This is a genomic window from Kangiella koreensis DSM 16069 (genome assembly GCF_000024085.1).
GTDB classification, from domain to species: Bacteria; Pseudomonadota; Gammaproteobacteria; order Enterobacterales; family Kangiellaceae; genus Kangiella; species Kangiella koreensis.
Genome location: NC_013166.1, coordinates 2,227,163 through 2,247,033 on the forward strand (window position 1 = coordinate 2,227,163; position 19,871 = coordinate 2,247,033).

At 43.2% G+C, this 19,871-nt stretch carries 18 protein-coding genes and 1 pseudogene; 12 read left to right on the forward strand and 7 right to left on the reverse strand.

Going from position 1 to position 19,871, the window contains the following annotated elements; genetic code table 11:
- Positions 1-96: 96 nt before the first annotated feature.
- The 6 genes from KKOR_RS10335 to KKOR_RS10360 all read left to right on the forward strand — a co-directional run bounded on the left by KKOR_RS10335 (position 97) and on the right by KKOR_RS10360 (position 5,927).
- Positions 97-645, forward strand: a complete 549-nt coding sequence (locus KKOR_RS10335) for an RNA polymerase sigma factor (protein WP_015781071.1) — start codon at positions 97-99, stop codon at positions 643-645.
- Positions 642-1,337 (forward strand): anti-sigma factor, encoded by a 696-nt coding sequence (locus KKOR_RS10340; RefSeq protein WP_015781072.1) that lies wholly within the window; start codon positions 642-644, stop codon positions 1,335-1,337. Before KKOR_RS10335 ends, KKOR_RS10340 begins: the two co-directional genes overlap by 4 nt.
- A gap of 169 nt (positions 1,338-1,506) precedes the next feature.
- Positions 1,507-3,048: a DUF4331 domain-containing protein gene (locus tag KKOR_RS10345; protein WP_222831918.1), complete on the forward strand. Its 1,542-nt coding sequence runs from the start codon at positions 1,507-1,509 to the stop codon at positions 3,046-3,048.
- Between the two features lie 10 nt (positions 3,049-3,058).
- Positions 3,059-3,589 (forward strand): Ig-like domain-containing protein, encoded by a 531-nt coding sequence (locus KKOR_RS10350; protein WP_015781074.1) that lies wholly within the window; start codon positions 3,059-3,061, stop codon positions 3,587-3,589.
- Between the two features lie 3 nt (positions 3,590-3,592).
- Positions 3,593-4,750 carry a tetratricopeptide repeat protein gene (locus tag KKOR_RS10355; protein ID WP_015781075.1) on the forward strand — a complete coding sequence of 386 codons (1,158 nt, stop codon included), beginning with the start codon at positions 3,593-3,595 and terminating at the stop codon, positions 4,748-4,750.
- Positions 4,743-5,927 carry a HupE/UreJ family protein gene (locus KKOR_RS10360; RefSeq protein WP_015781076.1) on the forward strand — a complete coding sequence of 395 codons (1,185 nt, stop codon included), beginning with the start codon at positions 4,743-4,745 and terminating at the stop codon, positions 5,925-5,927. Before KKOR_RS10355 ends, KKOR_RS10360 begins: the two co-directional genes overlap by 8 nt.
- Positions 5,928-6,056: 129 nt before the next feature.
- Here the strand turns inward: KKOR_RS10360 and KKOR_RS10365 are convergent, their stop codons facing one another.
- From KKOR_RS10365 to tcdA, 3 genes are all read right to left on the reverse strand, one after another.
- Positions 6,057-6,536: an Hsp20 family protein gene (locus tag KKOR_RS10365; RefSeq protein WP_015781077.1), complete on the reverse strand. Its 480-nt coding sequence runs from the start codon at positions 6,534-6,536 to the stop codon at positions 6,057-6,059.
- 200 nt (positions 6,537-6,736) lie between these two features.
- Positions 6,737-8,704 (reverse strand): prolyl oligopeptidase family serine peptidase, encoded by a 1,968-nt coding sequence (locus KKOR_RS10370; RefSeq protein ID WP_015781078.1) that lies wholly within the window; start codon positions 8,702-8,704, stop codon positions 6,737-6,739.
- Positions 8,705-8,894: 190 nt separating this feature from the next.
- The gene (tcdA, locus tag KKOR_RS10375) at positions 8,895-9,731 is read right to left on the reverse strand and encodes a tRNA cyclic N6-threonylcarbamoyladenosine(37) synthase TcdA (RefSeq protein WP_015781079.1); all 837 of its coding nucleotides are present in this window, start codon (positions 9,729-9,731) and stop codon (positions 8,895-8,897) included.
- Between the two features lie 83 nt (positions 9,732-9,814).
- Between tcdA and KKOR_RS10380 the strand changes: the two genes are divergently transcribed.
- Positions 9,815-10,582: a TIGR04219 family outer membrane beta-barrel protein gene (locus KKOR_RS10380; RefSeq protein WP_015781080.1), complete on the forward strand. Its 768-nt coding sequence runs from the start codon at positions 9,815-9,817 to the stop codon at positions 10,580-10,582.
- A gap of 95 nt (positions 10,583-10,677) precedes the next feature.
- Here KKOR_RS10380 and KKOR_RS10385 read toward each other — a convergent pair whose 3' ends face one another.
- Positions 10,678-12,015, reverse strand: coding sequence for an AmpG family muropeptide MFS transporter (locus KKOR_RS10385; protein WP_015781081.1), 1,338 nt, complete (start codon positions 12,013-12,015; stop codon positions 10,678-10,680).
- A 48-nt stretch (positions 12,016-12,063) separates the two neighbouring features.
- Between KKOR_RS10385 and KKOR_RS13475 the strand changes: the two are divergent.
- The 3 genes and pseudogenes from KKOR_RS13475 to KKOR_RS10395 form a co-directional block, all read left to right on the forward strand.
- Positions 12,064-12,945 (forward strand): annotated as a pseudogene (locus KKOR_RS13475) (ketopantoate reductase family protein); the annotation flags it as partial.
- A gap of 27 nt (positions 12,946-12,972) precedes the next feature.
- Entirely contained in the window at positions 12,973-13,362 is a 390-nt protein-coding gene (gene msrB, locus KKOR_RS13795) for a peptide-methionine (R)-S-oxide reductase MsrB (RefSeq protein ID WP_049756778.1), read from the forward strand.
- A gap of 27 nt (positions 13,363-13,389) precedes the next feature.
- Complete coding sequence (locus KKOR_RS10395) at positions 13,390-13,881, forward strand: thioredoxin family protein (RefSeq protein WP_015781083.1); 492 nt, start codon at positions 13,390-13,392, stop codon at positions 13,879-13,881.
- Positions 13,882-13,904: 23 nt separating this feature from the next.
- Here KKOR_RS10395 and KKOR_RS10400 read toward each other — a convergent pair whose 3' ends face one another.
- Together KKOR_RS10400 and KKOR_RS10405 are read right to left on the reverse strand one after the other, a co-directional pair.
- A complete protein-coding gene (locus KKOR_RS10400) occupies positions 13,905-14,648 on the reverse strand; it encodes an SPOR domain-containing protein (RefSeq protein ID WP_015781084.1) in 744 nt (247 codons plus the stop codon).
- Positions 14,649-14,731: 83 nt separating this feature from the next.
- Entirely contained in the window at positions 14,732-15,550 is an 819-nt protein-coding gene (locus KKOR_RS10405) for a tetratricopeptide repeat protein (protein ID WP_015781085.1), read from the reverse strand.
- A gap of 140 nt (positions 15,551-15,690) precedes the next feature.
- Here KKOR_RS10405 and KKOR_RS10410 point away from each other — a divergent pair, with 140 nt between their 5' ends.
- On the forward strand, positions 15,691-16,293 hold the full coding sequence (locus KKOR_RS10410; protein ID WP_015781086.1) for a malonic semialdehyde reductase: 603 nt from the start codon (positions 15,691-15,693) through the stop codon (positions 16,291-16,293).
- A 34-nt stretch (positions 16,294-16,327) separates the two neighbouring features.
- Positions 16,328-17,215: a BPSS1780 family membrane protein gene (locus KKOR_RS10415; protein WP_015781087.1), complete on the forward strand. Its 888-nt coding sequence runs from the start codon at positions 16,328-16,330 to the stop codon at positions 17,213-17,215.
- A 75-nt stretch (positions 17,216-17,290) separates the two neighbouring features.
- Here the strand turns inward: KKOR_RS10415 and KKOR_RS10420 are convergent, their stop codons facing one another.
- Positions 17,291-19,711: a S9 family peptidase gene (locus KKOR_RS10420; protein WP_015781088.1), complete on the reverse strand. Its 2,421-nt coding sequence runs from the start codon at positions 19,709-19,711 to the stop codon at positions 17,291-17,293.
- Between the last annotated feature and the right edge of the window lie 160 nt (positions 19,712-19,871).

Genomic DNA, 19,871 nt, shown 5'->3' on the forward strand with positions numbered 1-19,871 from the left:
TCGCAAAGCGTAGCTTCAACCTCATAAGTGCAAAAACTGCATCCAAAACGACCAAATAAACGTAACAGTAATGTTACTCAAACAAATGGGGTATACATGTCTGAGCAACGGAATAGTGACCAGCAACATCTTGACTGGTTGAACGATATGTCGATGGGAAGCCGACAGGCGTTTCAAAGCTTGTACGAAAACTCATCGGGAAAGTTACTGGCCATAGCAACTAAATTGCTCGGGCGTAAAGATTTGGCGGAAGAAGTTTTGCAAGAAGTCTATATTAAAGTTTGGCACAATCCAGAAGTGTATCACTCGGAGCGAGGCAGTGTGATGACCTGGTTGATCAGTATTCTACGTAACCAATGTATTGATCAACTGCGTCATTCTAAAGTGAAACAAAAGCACCAGCACAAGATGCCCGAGCCTGCCGACATTAGTCCGCAGCTTGATTTAGACATGAGTGCTTCCAATCAAAAGCTTGATGAATGTATGCGTCAGCTGAATGGCGAACAAAGAAACACTATCCAACTGGCTTTTCTATACGGTTATACCCATCAAGAAATCACTCGTCATTTAACCGCTCCCCTCGGCTCAATCAAGAGCTGGATAAGACGCGGTCTTGAGGCTCTGAAAAGGTGCCTTATGTCATGAGATATCATAATGAAGAACTCTCAAACGAACTGGCCAAACACTATGTCATAGGCACTATGAGTCCATTAGCTCGTCGTCGCTTCAAAAAGCTAATGGTCAGACATAGTCACTTACAGCAGGCAGTATGGCATTGGGAACAGATCTTAAATCCAATGGCCGAAGAGCTTGCTCCAGTAGAACCTGACTCACAGGTTTGGCAGAGTATAACGGAAAGACTTGGCTGGAATAGCAAATCCAAAGCTTCAACCTGGTGGACAATATCGGGCTGGTTAGCGACAGCTGCAAGTCTGTTAGTAGTCGCCTACCTTTGGACTGCTCAGCCGCTTATCTCTCCACAACCAGTGTCTTCACAACAATCTCAGGCTTTGGCTATTCTGCAAGTAGATCAAAACCAGCCTGCATGGGTCGTTCAGAAAACTGGCGATAGCTTATCGGTTACTGTTAAAACCTTGCCTGACATTCAAGCCGATCAAGACTTCGAACTTTGGATGTTGCCAACCAGTGGACAAGCGCCTATTTCCTTAGGCTTGTTACCTAAAACGGGTAATAAAGAGCTAGTTGTATCAACACAACTTCCGGATCTAATTCAATCAGGACTGGCTGTTAGTATCGAGCCTGAAAATGGTTCTCCAACTGGTGCACCGACTGGCCCCGTTATTCTTACTGCACAGTGGATAGATATTAGTGGATAGCGATTAAAGGTTAGGTATTTTATCTGGATACAAAAAAAATATTATTTTTTTTGCATCCAACTCAACCCTTCAGCCGTATACGAGTTACATACACAAAAAAGGTAGGTAACTCGTTATGAAAAGACAACTAATAACCAGTGCTGTTTGCTTCACACTAGCCAGCACATTCATGTATCAAGCCGCGGAGGCATCCAGCCACCGTGAGGCTCCCAACATCACCCGTTATCCAACGGTTGATTCAACTGACTTTTATCTCTTTAACAGTTATGAAACTGATCGAACTGGATATGTCACCATATTAGCAAACTACATCCCGCTGCAAGACGCTTACGGCGGCCCTAATTATTTTGCTATGGACCCCGCTGCTGCATACAACATTCATATTGATAGTGATGGTGATGCGATTGAAGACCTAACTTATCAATTCAAATTTACCAATTCGTTAGCTGCCAATGGTGAAGGCATTAAACTCACTATCGGACCTGATGGTAACCAAAGGCAAGTCGCTATTCCGTTGAAAAACGCAGGTGGCATCGCCGCAGGTGACAGCTCTGCTTTGAACTTTATTGAGACCTATAACCTGACGCAAATTGAAGGTCCTGTTCGTTCAGGTACCCGCACTGCTCTTAACAGTGATATGGGAAGCTCAACCTTTACCAAGCCATGGGATTATATTGGCGACAAAACTTTCTCATCTACTGCTGATTATCAAGCCTACGCAGACCAATACGTTTACAACGTCACTTTACCAAACTGCTCTCAGCCCGGCCGCGTGTTTGTTGGCCAACGCAAAGACCCTTTTGCTGTCAACCTGGGTGAAAGCTTTGACTTAGTGAACTATGTTCCGGTTGAAGGCGATAGTGAGCCAGGTGCTGGTGATGGCGGTGGTTTCCCCGGCGGTATCACTCAGGACGTAGCTAACGACGACCTTAGAGATAAGAATGTCACAACACTGGCATTAGAATTACCAGCCAGCTGTTTAGTCGGCGATGGTAATGGTGTTATCGGTGCATGGACTACAGCCAGCTTGCCGCAAGCACGCATCCAGAATCCAAACGCTTCATTCGATAAACCTGAAGTGAATGGTGGCGCCATGGTGCAAATCTCTCGTTTAAGTGCGCCATTAGTCAACGAAGTGGTTATCGGCTTACCGGATAAAGATACATTCTCTACCGCTGCGCCAACTTCGGATATTCAGTTTGCAGATTATGTAACGCATCCTAGTTTCCCAGCACTTCTTGACCTGTTATTCCGTGATGCGGTCAATGCGACATTAGGGACTAACTTTGAAACTATCGCACCGACCAACTTCCCCCGTAATGATCTGGTCGCTGCCTTCCTGACCGGTTTTGCAGGCGTCAATCAACAGGCAACTGTGACTCCTTCCGAGATGCTACGTTTGAATACTGCGATTCCAGCTACACCAGCTGCTAATCAATCTCCATTAGGTGTTATCGGTGATGACCTGGCAGGGTTCCCAAATGGTCGCCGTCCTGGTGATGACGTAGTGGATATTGCTTTACGTGTTGTTATGGGTCGTTTGTGTCATGAGATTCCAGTAGGTGGCGCTCCAACCAATCTTGGTTTATGTCAACCTGAAGATGCCAATGTCGGTACAGCTCCATTCACCGATGGCGCGCCTTTATCAGCCTCGGACATTGATGAGCAATTCCCTTACTTACGTACGCCATTAGCTGGCTCACCAAACTAAGGAGGAACTGATGAATATTGCAAAATATATGCAGCCCATACCTTTACTGAGTGTGCTGTTACTAAGCGCACTCATATTGGGCGGCTGTGATAACGATGGGCCCAATAGATCTGAGCCTCCGGTAAATACTAAGCCGGAAGCGATTGCTCAAAGTGTTATGACCGAAACGGATACCACCGTAAATGGGCAGCTTGAAGGCTCTGATGCTGATGGTGATAGTCTCACATTCAGTCTATCTCAGGATGTGATGTACGGTGTCTTAACGGTTAACTCTGATGGTAGTTTCAGCTACACACCTGACAACGGTTTTACCGGAACGGATCAGTTCAGTTTTGTTGTGAGCGATGGCAGTGCAACATCTGATCCAGCTATCGTTGATATCACTATCAATGTGAAGCAGGAAATGTTCGGTTCTTACAGCCGGGCCTCTTACTCCAAATCAGAAACGGATGAACCATCAGGTGTCAATGGCCGTGAGTTCATATTCGATGTCGATAGTACCGACTACTATCAAGACTTAATCATTGAAGGAGAACAATGATCAATGAACCACTCAGTTCTTAAAACTAGTCTTAACATTTCTCTAAAAACAGTACTGTCAGGGCTTCTTGCCCTGCCAGTACTTCTAATATCAAGCAAAGGGTATACTGACAATAATACCTGGGTTCCTGAGAATACTAATGAGCTAGTACTCAGTTATCAACCCAGTCCTAGAATACCTCTTAAATCAAACCTTGAAGTCTACTCCAGTGACAACTGGCAGCAGTTACAACCTGAAATAAACAATTTATTAAGTCAATCAAGTTATCCTGGAAAAAGCCAACTCGAGCAACAAGCTCAAGCTTATATCTCTGAGTGGATGAGTGTTGTTGAAAAAAATAACCATTCATTAACGCCGAAGGATATCTCCCAGCTGAAGTTATTCAATGCACAGCTGTTACAAAAAAAACATCGATTCAATGAAGCATTACAGGAATTAAATTCGATACCTGCGCACCACCAACTGTTTGCTCAGGCGCTACTAATTGAATCGCGCATACATCATATTCAAGGTCATAATGACAAAGCCCGACAGTCATGTGGTCAATTATTAAATCAAAAACTTCCTCTTTTTGCTCAGCTGTGCCTGATTGAAACAGAAGCACTTTCAGGTCAACCTGAAAAGGCCTATCAACTTATAAAAACTTTTGATAAACAATATCAAAATAGTTCGGACAGTGTTTTGACCTGGTATCACCAGGTTGCAGGATCCATTGCCAGAATATTAAACAAAACAACCGAAGCCGAGCAGCACTTCTCATTCAATTTAAATCAGGCCCCTAATAGTCAATGGTTTCAATGGGCAGACATGGCTCTAAACAATGGCAATGCAGATTTAGTTATGACAAAAATGAAACAGCTAGAAGCTCCTGAGCTTTCGCTTGAGGACGGCCTAATCATCAGAATGGCCAGAGCTGAAAAGGTGCTTGGTAACAAAAACACATTACAAAAATTAGTCAAACAGCGAATTGAATTAAGAGTTAAAAGAAGCGATCAACTGCATGCTGCAGATATTGCTTATTACTATATCTATATCGCACCACAGCCAGAACAAGCGTTATATTGGGCAGAAAAAAACTGGCTGTCCGTAAAAGAGCCAGCAGATCGCGAATTGTTAACCCTTGCTCAACAGCTCAATCAAAAAGGAGTTGCTCATGAGTAGGATAAACTATTGGAGATTCGAACGACCACTTAAGTTATGGTCATTAAGTATCATGCTTCTATTAAGTGTATTTATTCTGTTGAATTCACCCACTAGCTCTGCCCATCAATTTAGTACAGCCCACGCAAAACTTGAGCCTAACGGTGAGAATCAATATCAAGGATATTTGGCATTATCTTTACAAGATATCCAGCAGGCACTCTCTATCGATCCCAATAACGACGGAAAGCTGTTATGGCAAGAAGTCATTAATAGCATGCCAAACATAGAAGGCTACTTAACTAATAACCTTACTATTTGGCACAAGCCCCTTAACCCTCAAGATACCGCTGTAACCTGTCAAATAAACTGGTCAAAGGCACCGAAACTATCAGAGCTGTATGGAGAAACCTTACTGCAAATCCCTTTAACTGCAGTATGCCCTGAGCAGGAAGCTGCAGTTGACCAATTGTCTCTACAGTACAGTGCTTTTTTTGACATACTTAATGATCATAAGTTACTACTGACCTGGAGTTTTAATGAGGGCGAAACCTACTTCATTGTTGATAATGCGAAACAGATAACTAGCTTACCTTTTGTAACCAGTAGCGTGCTTGATACCATTCATTTTTATTTATACCAAGGCGTGATCCATATTTGGTTTGGCCTTGATCATGTTCTGTTTGTATTTGCGCTGATTCTACCTTTCGCCTGGTTACGGTTTCGTCAAGGTAGATACTCCGGAACGAAAAGCCTAGCACTTAAAGATTTACTGGTATTAATCACCAGCTTCACGCTAGCCCATTCAATTACACTGACATTGACCGCATTGAATGTTCTTTCAATTCCCTCGCAATGGGCGGAAATTGGCATTGCAATTTCGGTTGCCTTTACTGCAATTAATATTATTACTCACTGGGTCAAACGACTTGGGATCATCACTTTCTTATTTGGCTTACTGCACGGCATGGGATTTGCTGGAGCTCTATCTGAACTGGGTTTAAGTAAAACTTATAAAATCTCCAGTATTGTGGCTTTCAATCTAGGTGTAGAAATTGGACAAGTAGCTATCATTTTTCTGCTCTATCCACTACTGACTCGATTAAGAAAAACGCAAGTCTTGCAATATCGATTGGTGCCGACACTTGCAGTGCTAATTGCAATCATGGGAGGCTATTGGATTGTGGAGCGCTTATAAACTTATATCGTAAGCAAACAAAAAAAGCAGTAGCCAGTGACTACTGCTTTTTTAATGACTAACGGTTTTGTCATAGAGACAATTTCTTGCACCGCTTACCAATACAGTGCTAAAGATTTGTATCAAGAATTAAGCAGCGGCTTCCGCTTTATTCTTGTGCTCTAAGACTTGCTCAGACTTCTTCTCTGAAGTTCCAATCTCGATAGTACGAGGCTTCATCGCTTCAGGTATTTCCTGCTTCAAGTTAATGGTTAACAAACCGTTGTTCATATCAGCTGATACCACTTCAATATGATCAGCTAAATTAAATTTACGTTCAAAGGCACGATAAGCTATGCCTTGATGCAAGAACTTACGCTCTTCATCGGTTTTCTCTTTACGGCCACGAATAGTTAGCACACCCTTTTCAACCTGGATGTCCAGCTCATGGCGGCCAAAACCGGCAACTGCAATAGTTACTGCATATTTGTTTTCATCAAGAACTTCGATGTCGTAAGGTGGGTAGCCGTTAGAAGACTGCTCGCCACGTAATGAGCTATCCAATAAAGATGCCATACGATCGAAACCAACACTACTACGGTATAGTGGACTTAAATCTATTCTATTCATAATCATATCCTCCAATAGAAGCAATATATTGTTAAAGTTAATGAGCTCTAATCTCTCAGAGACTTAGTGCTCACGATCCTATTTGGGGATATGCGGTAAAGATTTCAAGTTTTCGGATGAAAAAATATGACCGATAACTTTGTTCATAAAAAAAGCCACCCGAGGGTGGCTTTCTAATAAAGCTTGAACAAACAGTAAATCTACTTACCAATATGCTCATCCAGAAAGTCTAGAATCTTTTCAAATGATTCAATGCGATATTCAACCTTCTGGAATCCATGACCATCTTCACGATAAAAAGTATCATACTCTTTACCAGCTTCCTTCAGTTTTTCTTCAAGCAGGTAGGCATTGTCGATAGGTACTCGAACATCCTCTTCACCGTGAACAATCAACAGAGCTGCCTTCAACTTATCAACGTGATAGACCGGAGAACGCTCATGAGTTACACCCTCTTCAGAGCCGAATGAATAACGCTTATAGTTTTCACCAGCTTTTGAATTATTTCTGAAACTATCAGCTTTGGCCCACTGCAAGTCTATCTCATAAGGACCCGCTTCGGGAATTGAACACTTGTACAAATCAGGCTCTTTAACTACAGCTTGCATTGAAGCATAACCACCATAACTAATACCATGGATACAGATCCTGTTTTTGTCAGCAAGCCCTTTATTAATAGCCCAATGAGTAGCGTCAGTAATATCATCCTGCATTTTTGCACCCCACTCACCAGAACCAGCTTCTTCAAAGTCCTTACCATAGCCACCAGAGCCACGATAATTCAGTTGCAGCACTAAATAGCCACGATTAGCTAATAGTTGCGCTCTCCAATCAAAACCCCAACGGTCAGTAGCACCGTATGGTCCCCCATGAGGGAAAATAATTAATGGGAGATCTTTAGGTTTAACACCATTAGGGATAGTTAATTGCCCATACATTTTCAGGCCGTCACGAGCAGTCATAATAAATGGTTCAACTGATGCCATAATCTCTGGCTTGATATGCGGCAAAGAGCTGGCGATATATTTTGCCTTATTATTTTCACGATTAAAGAGGAAGAAGTCACCAGGATTTCTATCGCTGTAGGTTCTCACCATGGCTAACTTATTATCATCACTGTAGGCAGTCATAATAATATCTTGTCCCTGGAAACTCGCTCTAAGTGATTTATGAAAAGCTACTTCCTTGGCAACTGAGTCATCACTTAAATAAAAATACTCTGGGTAACCTGGCTCATAAGTGACCCCGACAACTTCACCTTGAGCGCCATATAGCCCACCATTGATATCCACATCAGGGTGACGATGTAAGAACTTTATCTTACGTGTTTTTAAATCAAGCTCAAACAGCCCTGTGACACCTTCATGATCAAGATCATGATTTGAAACAAAGTAAAATTTGTCATTAGTTAAGTTAAAACCAATACCGCCAACGACGGGGATACCTTCATGTTTTACTGGTAGTTTCAGAGTTGTCCAGTTGCCCTGTAAATCTTTAATATGGATTGTTGAGACATCGTCGCTTATATTATTCCTGTCCACAGGGTCATGTTCGATAGCAACACGAGGCACCTCGTTTAAATCCACATCAATCGAGCGAATTCTTGCATCAGGGCCACCTATAGGTTTAGGAGAGTCAGTGTTATAAAGCAACTGCCCCGTATAAACATCCATTCGGTGCAATTTAACCCCGCCTTTTTCAGACCAGTGTGATTTACCCACTAAAATTCTTCTATCATCATCTTTCAAGGGGCTGATAAAACTAATCCAAGAACGCTGAAAATCCCATAATTGAATTCGTTTGGTACCGTCAATGTTGCCAGCAACCAGTCTGTAATCCTTATCAGCACCATCTAACCATCCAGTAATATTGGCGGCTAACATCAGCACTCGCTCATTGTTAACCCAATGAAAACTGACAACTTCTCGCTCATCACCTACTTCAAAAGAAGTCAGGATTTTGTTATCAGCAACATTCATTACTGCTAACTTTACTTCGGAGCCATCTTCATAGGTAAAGGCAATATGCTCACCATCAGGAGAAACCTTAGCACTTTTAAATTGCGACTTTTTTGCAAAGTCTTCGATTGGAATAACTTTTGATTGAGCAACACCAGATAAAAAAAGCGCAATTGCCAAAGTGATAATTAAATTAAAAAGCTGTTTCATGACATTCCTCTAGTCATTATTTGAATTATAAAAACTCACCCACAATAAAGAGAATGAGTGCATTTGTATAGCTTCCTTTTGTATCAGTTCAAGATAATTTTATGTCTAATACCTACAATGATAGAAACATTGTGGAATTCTTTTTCAAAGTAATCTATCTAAGATTTTTCTTGTAAACACAATTCTTTTGTTACGTTTTCTTTTCTGCAAGCTTTTGCAGAACTAAACCTACCGCAAAATTACCAAATGTTGCCGTGATATGGGTAGCAGATCCCATACCCACGTCACAGGCCATTCGCAGGGCTCTTTCCGAATCGGGCTTAGCTTGCGTGATTCCACCATCAGGTAGTGGATAAGAAAGTTGTTCCGTAGAGTAGACGCAGGGAACCTGATACTTACGTTTGACGTTACTTGAAAAGCCATAGTCATAACGCAGAATGGAGCGTGTTTTAGCCAGCAAGGGGTCGTTATGGGTGCGTGTCAGATCGGCGATGGTAATTTGCGTTGGATCGACTTGTCCACCAGCGCCACCCACACAGACAATGCGAATTTTATTACGCTTACAAAAACGAATCAGAGCCGCTTTGCTTCGTGCGCTATCAATCGCATCAATAACATAGTCATAATCCGTTGAAATATAGTCTCGAACGTTCTCCGGTTTCAACAAATCTTCGATGATAGTGACCTGGCAGTCAGCGTTAATGTGGGCGATGCGCTCTTTTAAAACCTCGGCTTTACCCAGACCCACCGTATTTTCAAGCGCCACCAACTGACGGTTAATGTTAGACTCGCTCACTTCATCAGGATCGATCATGGTGATTTTACCAATTCCAGAGCGAGCCAATGACTCAACTACCCAGGAACCAACACCACCGACACCGATAACACAGACGTGAGATTGCTGAAAGTTTTCCAATGCTTTTTGCCCGTACAGCCGAGCAATGCCACCAAATCGATTGTCCACAAAAGTAGTTGGTATAAGAATGATGCCACGATTATAGCAAGTGATGCGTCGATTAGTTAACACACTGATAGCCTTATCAGTGGGCTTTCGACAATAAAATGCTTAGAATAGCGCCAACTTACAACCATAGGTTTAGAGGGTAAACTATGAAACTGAATAAACTATTCGTTGCAACCACCATTTTAGCTGCCTCAAGCATCGCATCTGCCGATGTGGTTGGTGTCTATGCCGGTGCTCAAAAGTGGAACTATGATATTGATGGTTATGTCAGTACTGGCTCTGAAAATATCGACTTTAATAATGATCTTGGGTATGACGATGGTGATGACAACAGTTATTTTGTTGCCTTAGAGCACCCAATCCCTGTATTACCTAATATTAAAATCCAGCAGAACAATCTTGAAGGCAATGCCAGAGGTACTGCCAGTCAGGACTATACTTTTGGTTCTGTTCCTTTCATCGCGGGCACTCCAACGGTTTCAAGCTACGATTTTAGCAACATCGATTACACACTCTACTATGAAATCCTGGATAACTGGGTCAATTTAGATTTGGGTATTACGGGTAAGCAGTTTGATGGCTATATGGATGTGGGTGTTGAAGTAACTACTGGCGGTCCAATCACATCACGTGTGGACTTCACAGGCACAGTCCCTATGCTTTACGGTAAAGCACAGTTTGACTTCCCGTTATCAGGCTTCAGTGTTGGTTCAACCTTAAACATTGGGCAAACTACCGATGACAAAATCAACGATTACACTATATTCCTCGGATACAATAGCGATAAAGATCAAACGGGCTTTGGCTTTGAAGTAGGTTACCGTAACTTCACGGTTGAATTTGATGACTTTGATGATTTATCCAGTGATTTTACCTTTGACGGTTACTACGCCAGCTTAAACTTCCACTTTTAGTTAGCAAAATAACCTATAAATAAAGGGGCATTATGCCCCTTTATTTATTTCTACATCACTTTAAGGTGACTATTTTATTCGGTAGATTTCATTGATTACTTGCCCAGCTTGTCCAATACACTGGTATCACCATTCCATGGCGCAACCCAAAATAGCATCACCATGCCTGGAATTGCTGCAAAAAAACTAAAGTAAAAATAATTTTCCCAACCAAACCCTTCCATCGGAATATGAAACCATCGAAATGCCGTTTCGATCCAGGGAGCGGTTTCCTCATTCAGTCCTTCTACCAGATAGCCAGACGAAGCGCTGGCCAATACACGAGGCAGGGTTGCCAGTGTCGACAATAGTGCAAATTGGGTTGCCGTAAACTGACGATTCGAAATTTTTGCCATAAAAGCCATTAGGGCAACGGTACCCAGCCCCACTCCGATGTATTCGAAGCTAATTACCCAGAACAGGACAGTGGTGTCATTTCCGGCTCGTGCCAACCATGCGAAACCTAGAATGGACACGATTTGAACTACACCAAAAACCCATAATGAACGGTAGATACCCAAAGGGATCATTAAAAATCCACCCACTATCGATCCAGCAATAGATGCCCACAAGCCAGCAAATTTAGCGACCGTACCTATTTCAGTTTTAGTAAAGCCTAAGTCCAGATAAAAAGGGGTAGATAAAGCTACCGCAAAATTATCGCCAAGTTTATAAAAGAAAAGAAACGCTAAGATGACTAAGGCAGGCTTCCAGCCACTGCGCCTGAAGAACTCTTGAAATGCTCCTACTGTAGCTTCGCGAATCGAAACTGGCGTGGCAAATGTCTGCTCCGGCTCTGGAATAATAATGGTCACAAGAGCTGCCAGCACCATAAAACCAGCCAACACCCAGTGTACAAGCCCCCATGCAAAGTGATCGGCTAATGTTAGTCCAAGCGTTACGGGGATTAGAACCGATAATCGATAGGCATTAACATGAAACGATGAACCCAGACCAAGCTCTTCGTCTGGTAATAACTCTCTACGGTAAGCATCAATGACAATATCCTGACTGGCGCTAAAGAACGCGATACCAACACACAAAACAACAATAGCAGTAAGCCCAGTATTTGGCGTGAAGAAACTCAAGCCAGCAAGCATCACCGCCACTGCCAGCTGAGTGACGAATAGCCAACCCTTACGCCGTCCAAGGAAAGGTAGTACAAAGCGGTCCATTGCAGGTGCCCACACAAACTTCCAGACGTAAGGCAGCTGAATAAACGCCATCAAACCAATGGTTTTTAAATCAATACCTTCATCACGAAACCAGGCCGGCATGTATTGAAATAACACATACAAGGGCATTCCCGAAGCCATACCGGTAAATACACATACCAGCATTCTCTTATTAGCAAGGTGCGTCCAAATGTTAATGAGGTTTTGTTTGATATTCATTGATAAAGGCTTTATGTTTTGCTTATTAACAGTTGTTTGAATATGCCCATGAAATTTACTGTAAGCATTCTTGGCGCTGGCGCTATCGGTCAGCTGCTAGCCCATAAACTAACTGATGCCTCAGTTGAATGCCAGCTTATTGTGAGCGATTCTGACAAATACGACTCTCCCGACTGGCAGTTTCGCGATCTTAACCAGAAAGTCAGTTCTCAGCAGTTGCAAAGCACCGCCCACAGCTCTAGTCGAAAGGACTCATCACCACTGGTTCTGGTCTTTGTCTGCGTTAAGGCGCCGCAACTAGAGTCCGCGTTAGACTCTATCAAGCATCGTTTACACGACCAAAGCCAGTTAGTGCTGTTTCAAAATGGCATGGGCCATGAGAATGTGGCCAGCCACTATGTGTCTGAACAAAACATATTCTTTGCCAGCAATACTCATGGCGCCTATCGGGAGTCGAGTCAAAGCCTGGTTTATGCAGGAGCGGGCAAGATTATCGTCGGAGCATTTGAGCAGCAATCAACTCCTGAGTGGTTCAATCAACTACAGCAAACTAGCACCGGGCTAACTTTTGAATGGAGTGCTGATATCCAGCCAATTCTCTGGCGCAAACTACTGATCAATGCGGTGGTTAATCCATTAACAGCCATACATCGCTGTAAAAATGGTGAGCTGCTCAAAGAAGAATACAGGACTCAACTGTTAGCGTTAATCAATGAAAGCCGCCAGTTTGCACAAGCCATGCAGTTTGATTTTGCAGACGATCTAAAAACCATCATTCTCGAGGTCATAGAACAAACGGCCGATAACTATTCTTCGATGTATCAGGATGCGATGGCTGAGCGAATGACTGAAATTAATGCTATCAACGGTTATTTATTGGATCAGATCCAGGCAAAGGCATTTCATGCACCCCATCATTGGGCACTGTGGAGTCAGTTTCACATCCAGTATCCGCCACTGAAAAAGCTGACCGAAACCAAAGCCAAGAATTTTGATGAGGTGACTTATCATGTCACCCAAGAGCACGGCACTGAGCGCCCTTTTACCGGCCAATATAATATGCATCAGGAAAAAGGTGTTTATCGCTGCGTGTGTTGCAACTCTGTATTATTTGACGACAGTGGTAAATTCGATTCAGGCTGCGGTTGGCCAAGTTTCGACCGCGCGCAAAATAATAAAGCCATCGCTTACCTCGTTGATACCAGCCATAATATGCAGCGCGTGGAAATTCGTTGCGCACAATGCGGCTCTCATCTTGGGCATGTCTTTAACGACGGTCCGACAGATACAGGACAGCGTTATTGCGTTAACTCAGTCAGTCTGGACTTCGAGCCAGCAGACCATTAATTAAACTTCACTAAAGTGACAATAAGCATGAAACATATTACTCAAGTATCGCTCTTCTGTGCCATTTCTTTACTCATGTTAAGTGCTTGCCAGACCACCGACAGTCACCAAAAACCAACCATTCTGGTAGGTGATATTAGCTACTCAGAAGTGGTGAAAACTTATCCCTACTTTCAAGCAGCCAGTTCCAAAACCCAAGAATCGGTGGAGTCTATTGAGAAGCTTAAAACTGTTTCCCAGGCAACACAGCTTACCGTCTACTTTGGTGTCTGGTGCCATGACAGTATTCGCGAAGTTCCTCAATTGGTTAAGCTACTGGAAGAGGTCAAGAACCCCAATATCAGTTATCAATTAATTTCACTGGATAAAACCAAACAAGAACCTCAAGGACGCGCCAGAGCCAATAATATTCTGTACACTCCGACGATTGTGGTGTCTCAGGCAGGTAAAGAACTGGGCCGCATTATTGAAAAACCTGAGCAGGATCTGGCGACTGATTTGATCAATATCTTACATTAAAGTGATGCATCAACAGGCAAGTATTAATCTGCGCGCAAAGCTAGAAAACCAGATCGACTTCTTAACCAGGGTTGTATTGAAGGAAAAGACTCTGCCAGTTCAGTGATAAGTTGCTCCGCTTCCTGTTGAGAGTTTAGTTGATCAAAAACAACGGTGTAATAAATCTGACCATTGACCCTTGTTCTAACGAGATTTGGTGTTTTAGACAAGGTCTCATCGAGTGAATCAGCAAATGAGCGTGCCTGATTTTGTGAGTGGTAAGCTGCTAGCTGAAGAACTTTACCATAAGCCGACTTAGTCTCTGTGACAGCCGAATCGAACATCTCTGAATTAGATACATCTTGTGCCGGAGGTTGTTGGCTAATCAACTCTTCAGTTAACTCACCATCTAAGCTTTTCTCATCTGTTTCGTAAGAGAGATTCGCCGCTGTTTCATCGGCGACTTCTGCCGATAATTCCTCGACAACTGAGACCTTTGCACCCTGAACCATAATCGGGTCATCAGCACTTTGTTCAGATTCTTCTAGCTTCAACTGCTCAACTTCGAGATCAGGAGTTGGTTTTTGTGGGCGATAATAGCTTAATCCAGGGGCTTCATCGTCCTCAGCACAACGCCAGGCTCTCTGGTCGCCTGGTGCACAATACCAGTAATGCTCATTATTTTCGGGGTTATTAGAACCTAGATTAGAGGTGCTTGCACAGGATGTAATCAGTAAGGTCAAGCTTAAGGTTGCTAGGGTTAGTATTAGCGGTGAATTCTTTGACATAGTGTATCGCTTAAATCCTTGCTTTACTGATGACTTTATAATATCCCTTAAGACTAACCTAACTTGGTTCTATCTACAAAGTCCTAATGTTCAAATGACTTAACAACTGGCTTGTTATTTAAATAACCCTGCAAACGGATTTGATAGTAATCAACTAGCCTGTCGCATTTTTGACAGTCATCGTGGGAAGCCAACTCTATGACTTTTAACTGAGTGGCGGCTGCTTTATCGAATTGCTGATTAGCAGCATAGGCCGCAGCCAGCGTATCGAGATATCCATGATTGTCGGGGTATTTCGCCACAGCTTGCTCGGCCAATTTAAGCCCCTGCTCGGGATCAAATAACTCAGAGCCTTGGCTAACCACTTTTATCCAGGCCAAATTATTCATCGCTTGATAACTTCCTTGCTCAACCGCCAACTGATACCAGTAAACCGCCTCATTGTAACTCTTGCGATCATCGATATAGCCAAAGTAAAAAGTATTACCCATCCAGTACTGAGCGACCTTGTCACCGTTTTCCGCAAAGGTTTGCATAGTTTTCAGAGCTCGTTCTTTTTGTTTGATACTAACACTTTGATCTTTACTGGTTAGGTGAGAAATAGCTTGATGAAATACCGCCTTTTCGTAGCCCTGATTTGCTGAACGAGACATCCACTGAGTAGCTTCATCACTATCGATTTCAACGCCTAACCCGCGAAATAACATCATGGCGTAGAAATACTGAGCCTGTTCATCACCGGATTTTGCCGCTTTCTTACAGTATTGCTCAGCAACTATAAAGCTTTTTGCATGGTAGTGCTGCTCGCAACGCACTATATCCTCTTCGGACGCGCTACAGGCAACAAGAATTCCCGCTGACAGGAAAACCAGCAGTGACTTAAGGTTTGACAACATCTTCATCGAGGTAAAATTACCATGCTCACAAATGACTCAATCAGGGGTTAGCCACAAAACCTGTGGCACAAAATAGCAAATCGGACTGTATTATCGACAAACAATGCGTAAAATGCACCCCATACACAGTAAATCACGAGGATTTTATGTCACGAAATATTAATGAACCGCTTTCTCAAGAAGCATTAAATACCCTTTTCTTCGACGCCCGCACTTACAACGCTTGGCAAGACAAAGACGTTTCAGACGAATTAATTCACAAGCTTGATGACTTGGTAAAAATGGGCCCGACCTCTGCCAACTGTTGCCCAATGCGTGTGATTTACGTAAAAAGCAAAGAAGCTAAAGAAAAGCTAAAACCTTGCCTGATGGAAGGTAACCAGGAAAAAACCATGTCAGCTCCTGTCTGCGCCATTATCGGTATGGATATGGAGTTCTACGAAAAACTGCCTCAGCTGTTCCCGCATACTGATGCCAAAAGCTGGTTTGTTGGCAAAGAAAAATTCATTGAGTCTACCGCTTTTCGTAACAGCTCATTGCAGGGTGGCTACTTTATTATGGCGGCACGCGCGCTTGGTTTAGACTGCGGCCCAATGTCTGGCTTTAACCAGAAAATGGTCAATGAAACCTTCTTTGCTGGCACCAGCATCAAAGTGAACTTTATCTGCAACATTGGTTATGGCTCAGAAAAAGACCTGTTCCCACGTAGCCCGCGCCTGGACTTTGATGAAGCCAACAAAATAATCTAAAACTAATATCATCTGATAGAAACAAGGAAAAACGATGGATAATAACAACGAATTTATTCATGTTGATGATGAGCAATCACCTCCACCATCGAGTGGCCAGGCTCAAGTAGTATCGCCTGGCCGCGGTTATCACTGGGTTGAGCGCTCTCTATCTGAAATTTTTGTGCCACACTTTGGTAAATGGTTTTTAGCCGGATTAATTTACAGCATTGTGACTACCATAGTTCCAATGCTGGGCGTGGCTTTGGCCATGCTTGTATTAATATTAAATCCGCTGTTTTTTGCAGGTGGTTTTATCGGTGCTAATAAAGTCCAAGAAAAAACTGGTGATATAACCCCACAACAATTTTTTGAGGGGTTTGGTCACATTCGGAAATTCGGCTTACTTATTTACTGCGTTATTTTTGCCGTTCTAGGTGGTGGCATTGCCTATGTGATTTTCAGTTCCATCGGTGTAGAAGAGCTAGCGGCAATTGATTGGGCAACGCTACAAGCCGGAACGGACCCACAAGCTGTGCAAGCTGAGCTAGAAGGCTTTGCCGAGTTAATCAGTCCCTACCTTCTGTGGATATTCCTCAGTTTCATAGCCTTGTCGCTAGCCAACTGGTTTGCACCAAATCTGATCTTATTCCAGCAGCAGAGTCCTATATCAGCACTCTTAAATAGCTTTATCGCTGGCATCAAAAACCTACTACCAATGATTGTTTTGGTATTGGTGTTAATAGGGCTTGGTATCGCTGTTGGGTTAATAGCAATGATCATTGGAGCGCTTGTTTCAGCAGTGCTGCCACCGGTTGCTGCAGATCTATTATTAAGCACATTGCTGGCAGCAGTGCTTATGCCGGTGATGGTGGGTATCGGTTATATTTCGTATCGTGAAATTTATTTAGGTGACGTTAAAAAGTCAGAAAACACTTTATAATTCTACCCTTTAAGCAAAGGGTCATTGCACCATAAAAAAGGCTTCCGATTGGAAGCCTTTTTTATACTTAACCATCTACTTCAAGTGACGTTCAAACAGGAAGTAAATCCGTTTGTATTCATCCAGCCAGCTTGATGGCTCAGTAAAGCCATGCGGCTCAATTGGATAAATCGCTGTTTCAAAATACTCGGTCTTTTCCAATTCAATTAAGCGCTGCACCAGACGAACCGTATCTTTAAAGAATACATTGTCGTCAACCATGCCGTGCGCAATCAATAATGGCTTGCTCAAACCTTCGGCAAACTCAATCGGTGAGCTGCGTTCATAAGCTACTGGATCAACCTCAGGCGTATTCAAAATATTCGAAGTATAAGGATGATTATAATGAGCCCAGTCAGTAACCGGACGCAAGGAAGCACCAGCAGCGAACTCATCAGGCGCAGTAAATAAGGCCATAAAGGTCAGGAAGCCACCATAAGAGCCGCCATAAATACCCACTTTACTGCGGTCCACATTGGCATTGCTGGCCATCCAGTTTGCACCGTCCTGTAAATCTACCACCTCAGGCGTGCCCATCTGGCGATAAATCGCAGTACGCCAATCACGTCCGTAATTAGCTGAGCCACGATAGTCGAGATCGAGCACCACATACCCCTGCTGGTTCAAGAAACTGTGGAACATAAACTCACGGAAGTAATTTGACCAACCCTGATGGGCGTTTTGCAAATAGCCAGCGCCATGAATAAAAATCACTGCAGGATATTGCTCGGCACGCTCAGCATCGAAATTTGCGGGCTTATATAAACGCGCATGGATAGGCATATCTGCTTCACGCGATGGAATTTCGATGTATTCAGGTTCGCTCCAGGCGATAGTCTTAAATTCTTCCGATACCGTATCGGTCAACTGAGCCACATCACCACCAGTTACTGCGGTCAAATACAAATCCTTTGGCTTTAAAGCTTCAGAATGCTCGATGATGACTTGGCTGCCATCTGGGGATAGCACATAGTCGTTCAAACCACCCATGTCCGTGACCGCCTGCGAATCACCACCGCCCACCGCAACACGATAAACTTCAAAAATACCCGGATGCTTTTTATTGGCCCGATAGTAGAAGAATTTTTTATCCGGTGACAAAGTAACCGAGTTCACCACATAGCGACCTTTGGTCAGCGCATCGTCACCTCGATTTAGTGTCTTGGTGTAAAGATGACTAAAGCCAGTCTGTTCCGAAGTGTAATAAATGGTTTTATTATCCACCCAACCAAAATCATTAAAGTTCCAGTCATTAACCCACGCCTTATCCCGCATATGATGCTGGTTCTCTAACTCCTTATCATCAAAGTCGATAGTCGCAATCCAGCGATCTTTGTTATCACCGGAATACAACATCAACAAGGCATTGTTACCATCTGGCGACCATTGAATACCACGACTTGGAATCCAGTCGAATAGTGAAACACTACGAATACCTTTATGCGCTTCATATTCCTTATCTAACTTACGTGCAGTGTCACGTTTAATATCCGCTAATGGGTCATCTTCGATATAAGGCAAATCTTCATAACTTAATTCAGATTTTTCGCGAGTGTTGAGATCCAGCAAATAAAGCGTTTCATGACGTGGTTCAGAAGTACCAACAAGCGCTCTAACTTCATCATTTTTAACGTAACCATCTTCAGTCACAAAACGAGGCATGTTATCTGCCTTGCCATTGTCTTCAGACTTATCATAGGTGCCAACAATGACATAGCGACCATTGGGCGACAGACTTAAAGTATGAATCTCTTTTTTCTTGCCAAGATACCAAGGCTTCGGAGCTCCGCGCTCAGAGCTTTCAGCAATTTGCTGTTTACGTTTTTTGTCATGCTCGCGTTGGTCTTGTTGCTGACGGATATAATCAAAGTAGCGAGTTTGTTGCTCTTCCAGATAACCTTTGTCCTCATCCTTGTCTGGGTCATCTTCTAAACGAATATCCACCAGATGACTGATCAGGCCATCATTTAAATTGATGCTGTAGAAACTGTTGCTCTCTCGAAAAGCCACACTCTGATTACCAATAAACATTGGCTGACCTTCATTGGCCAAAGTTTTAGTCAACTGACGAACTTCACCCGACTCCAGATAGCGAACGTATAAATCACCATTCAGGTTATAAGCCTTTAAACTTTTATTCGGACTTAAAACACCCTTATCGCCATCACGCTCAAGTAGCTCTTTATCACTAAGCTTTTGTGCTTGCTTGGTGGCCAGCTCCAGCTGATACCAGGCACGCTCTTTATTACCGACAATCTTCTGTTGGTAATAGATGCTCTGCCCGTCAGCGTGCCAATACACATTCTCAGGCGCATTACCAATCCAGTCGGGGTCTGACATGACCTTATTTAAGGTAAGGGGCTGGGCCTGAATGGCTGCCGATGCCGCTACCGATGCAAATAATGCGCAACCCAATAATGACTTCAGCAGTCTATGGGGGGTTAACTGTTTTTTCATGAATGAGACTCTCTACTCTACAATACAAGTGCAACTAGCTTACCGAGCCGTGCCAGCCAGTCAAGTCTTGCGATGTAACCGAAAGTTACCCAGGCCTATCTTTAAGCGACTATCAATGGCGGTAAGCGGCTTGAAGTTGAGTTAATCCCTCGGCATGGGT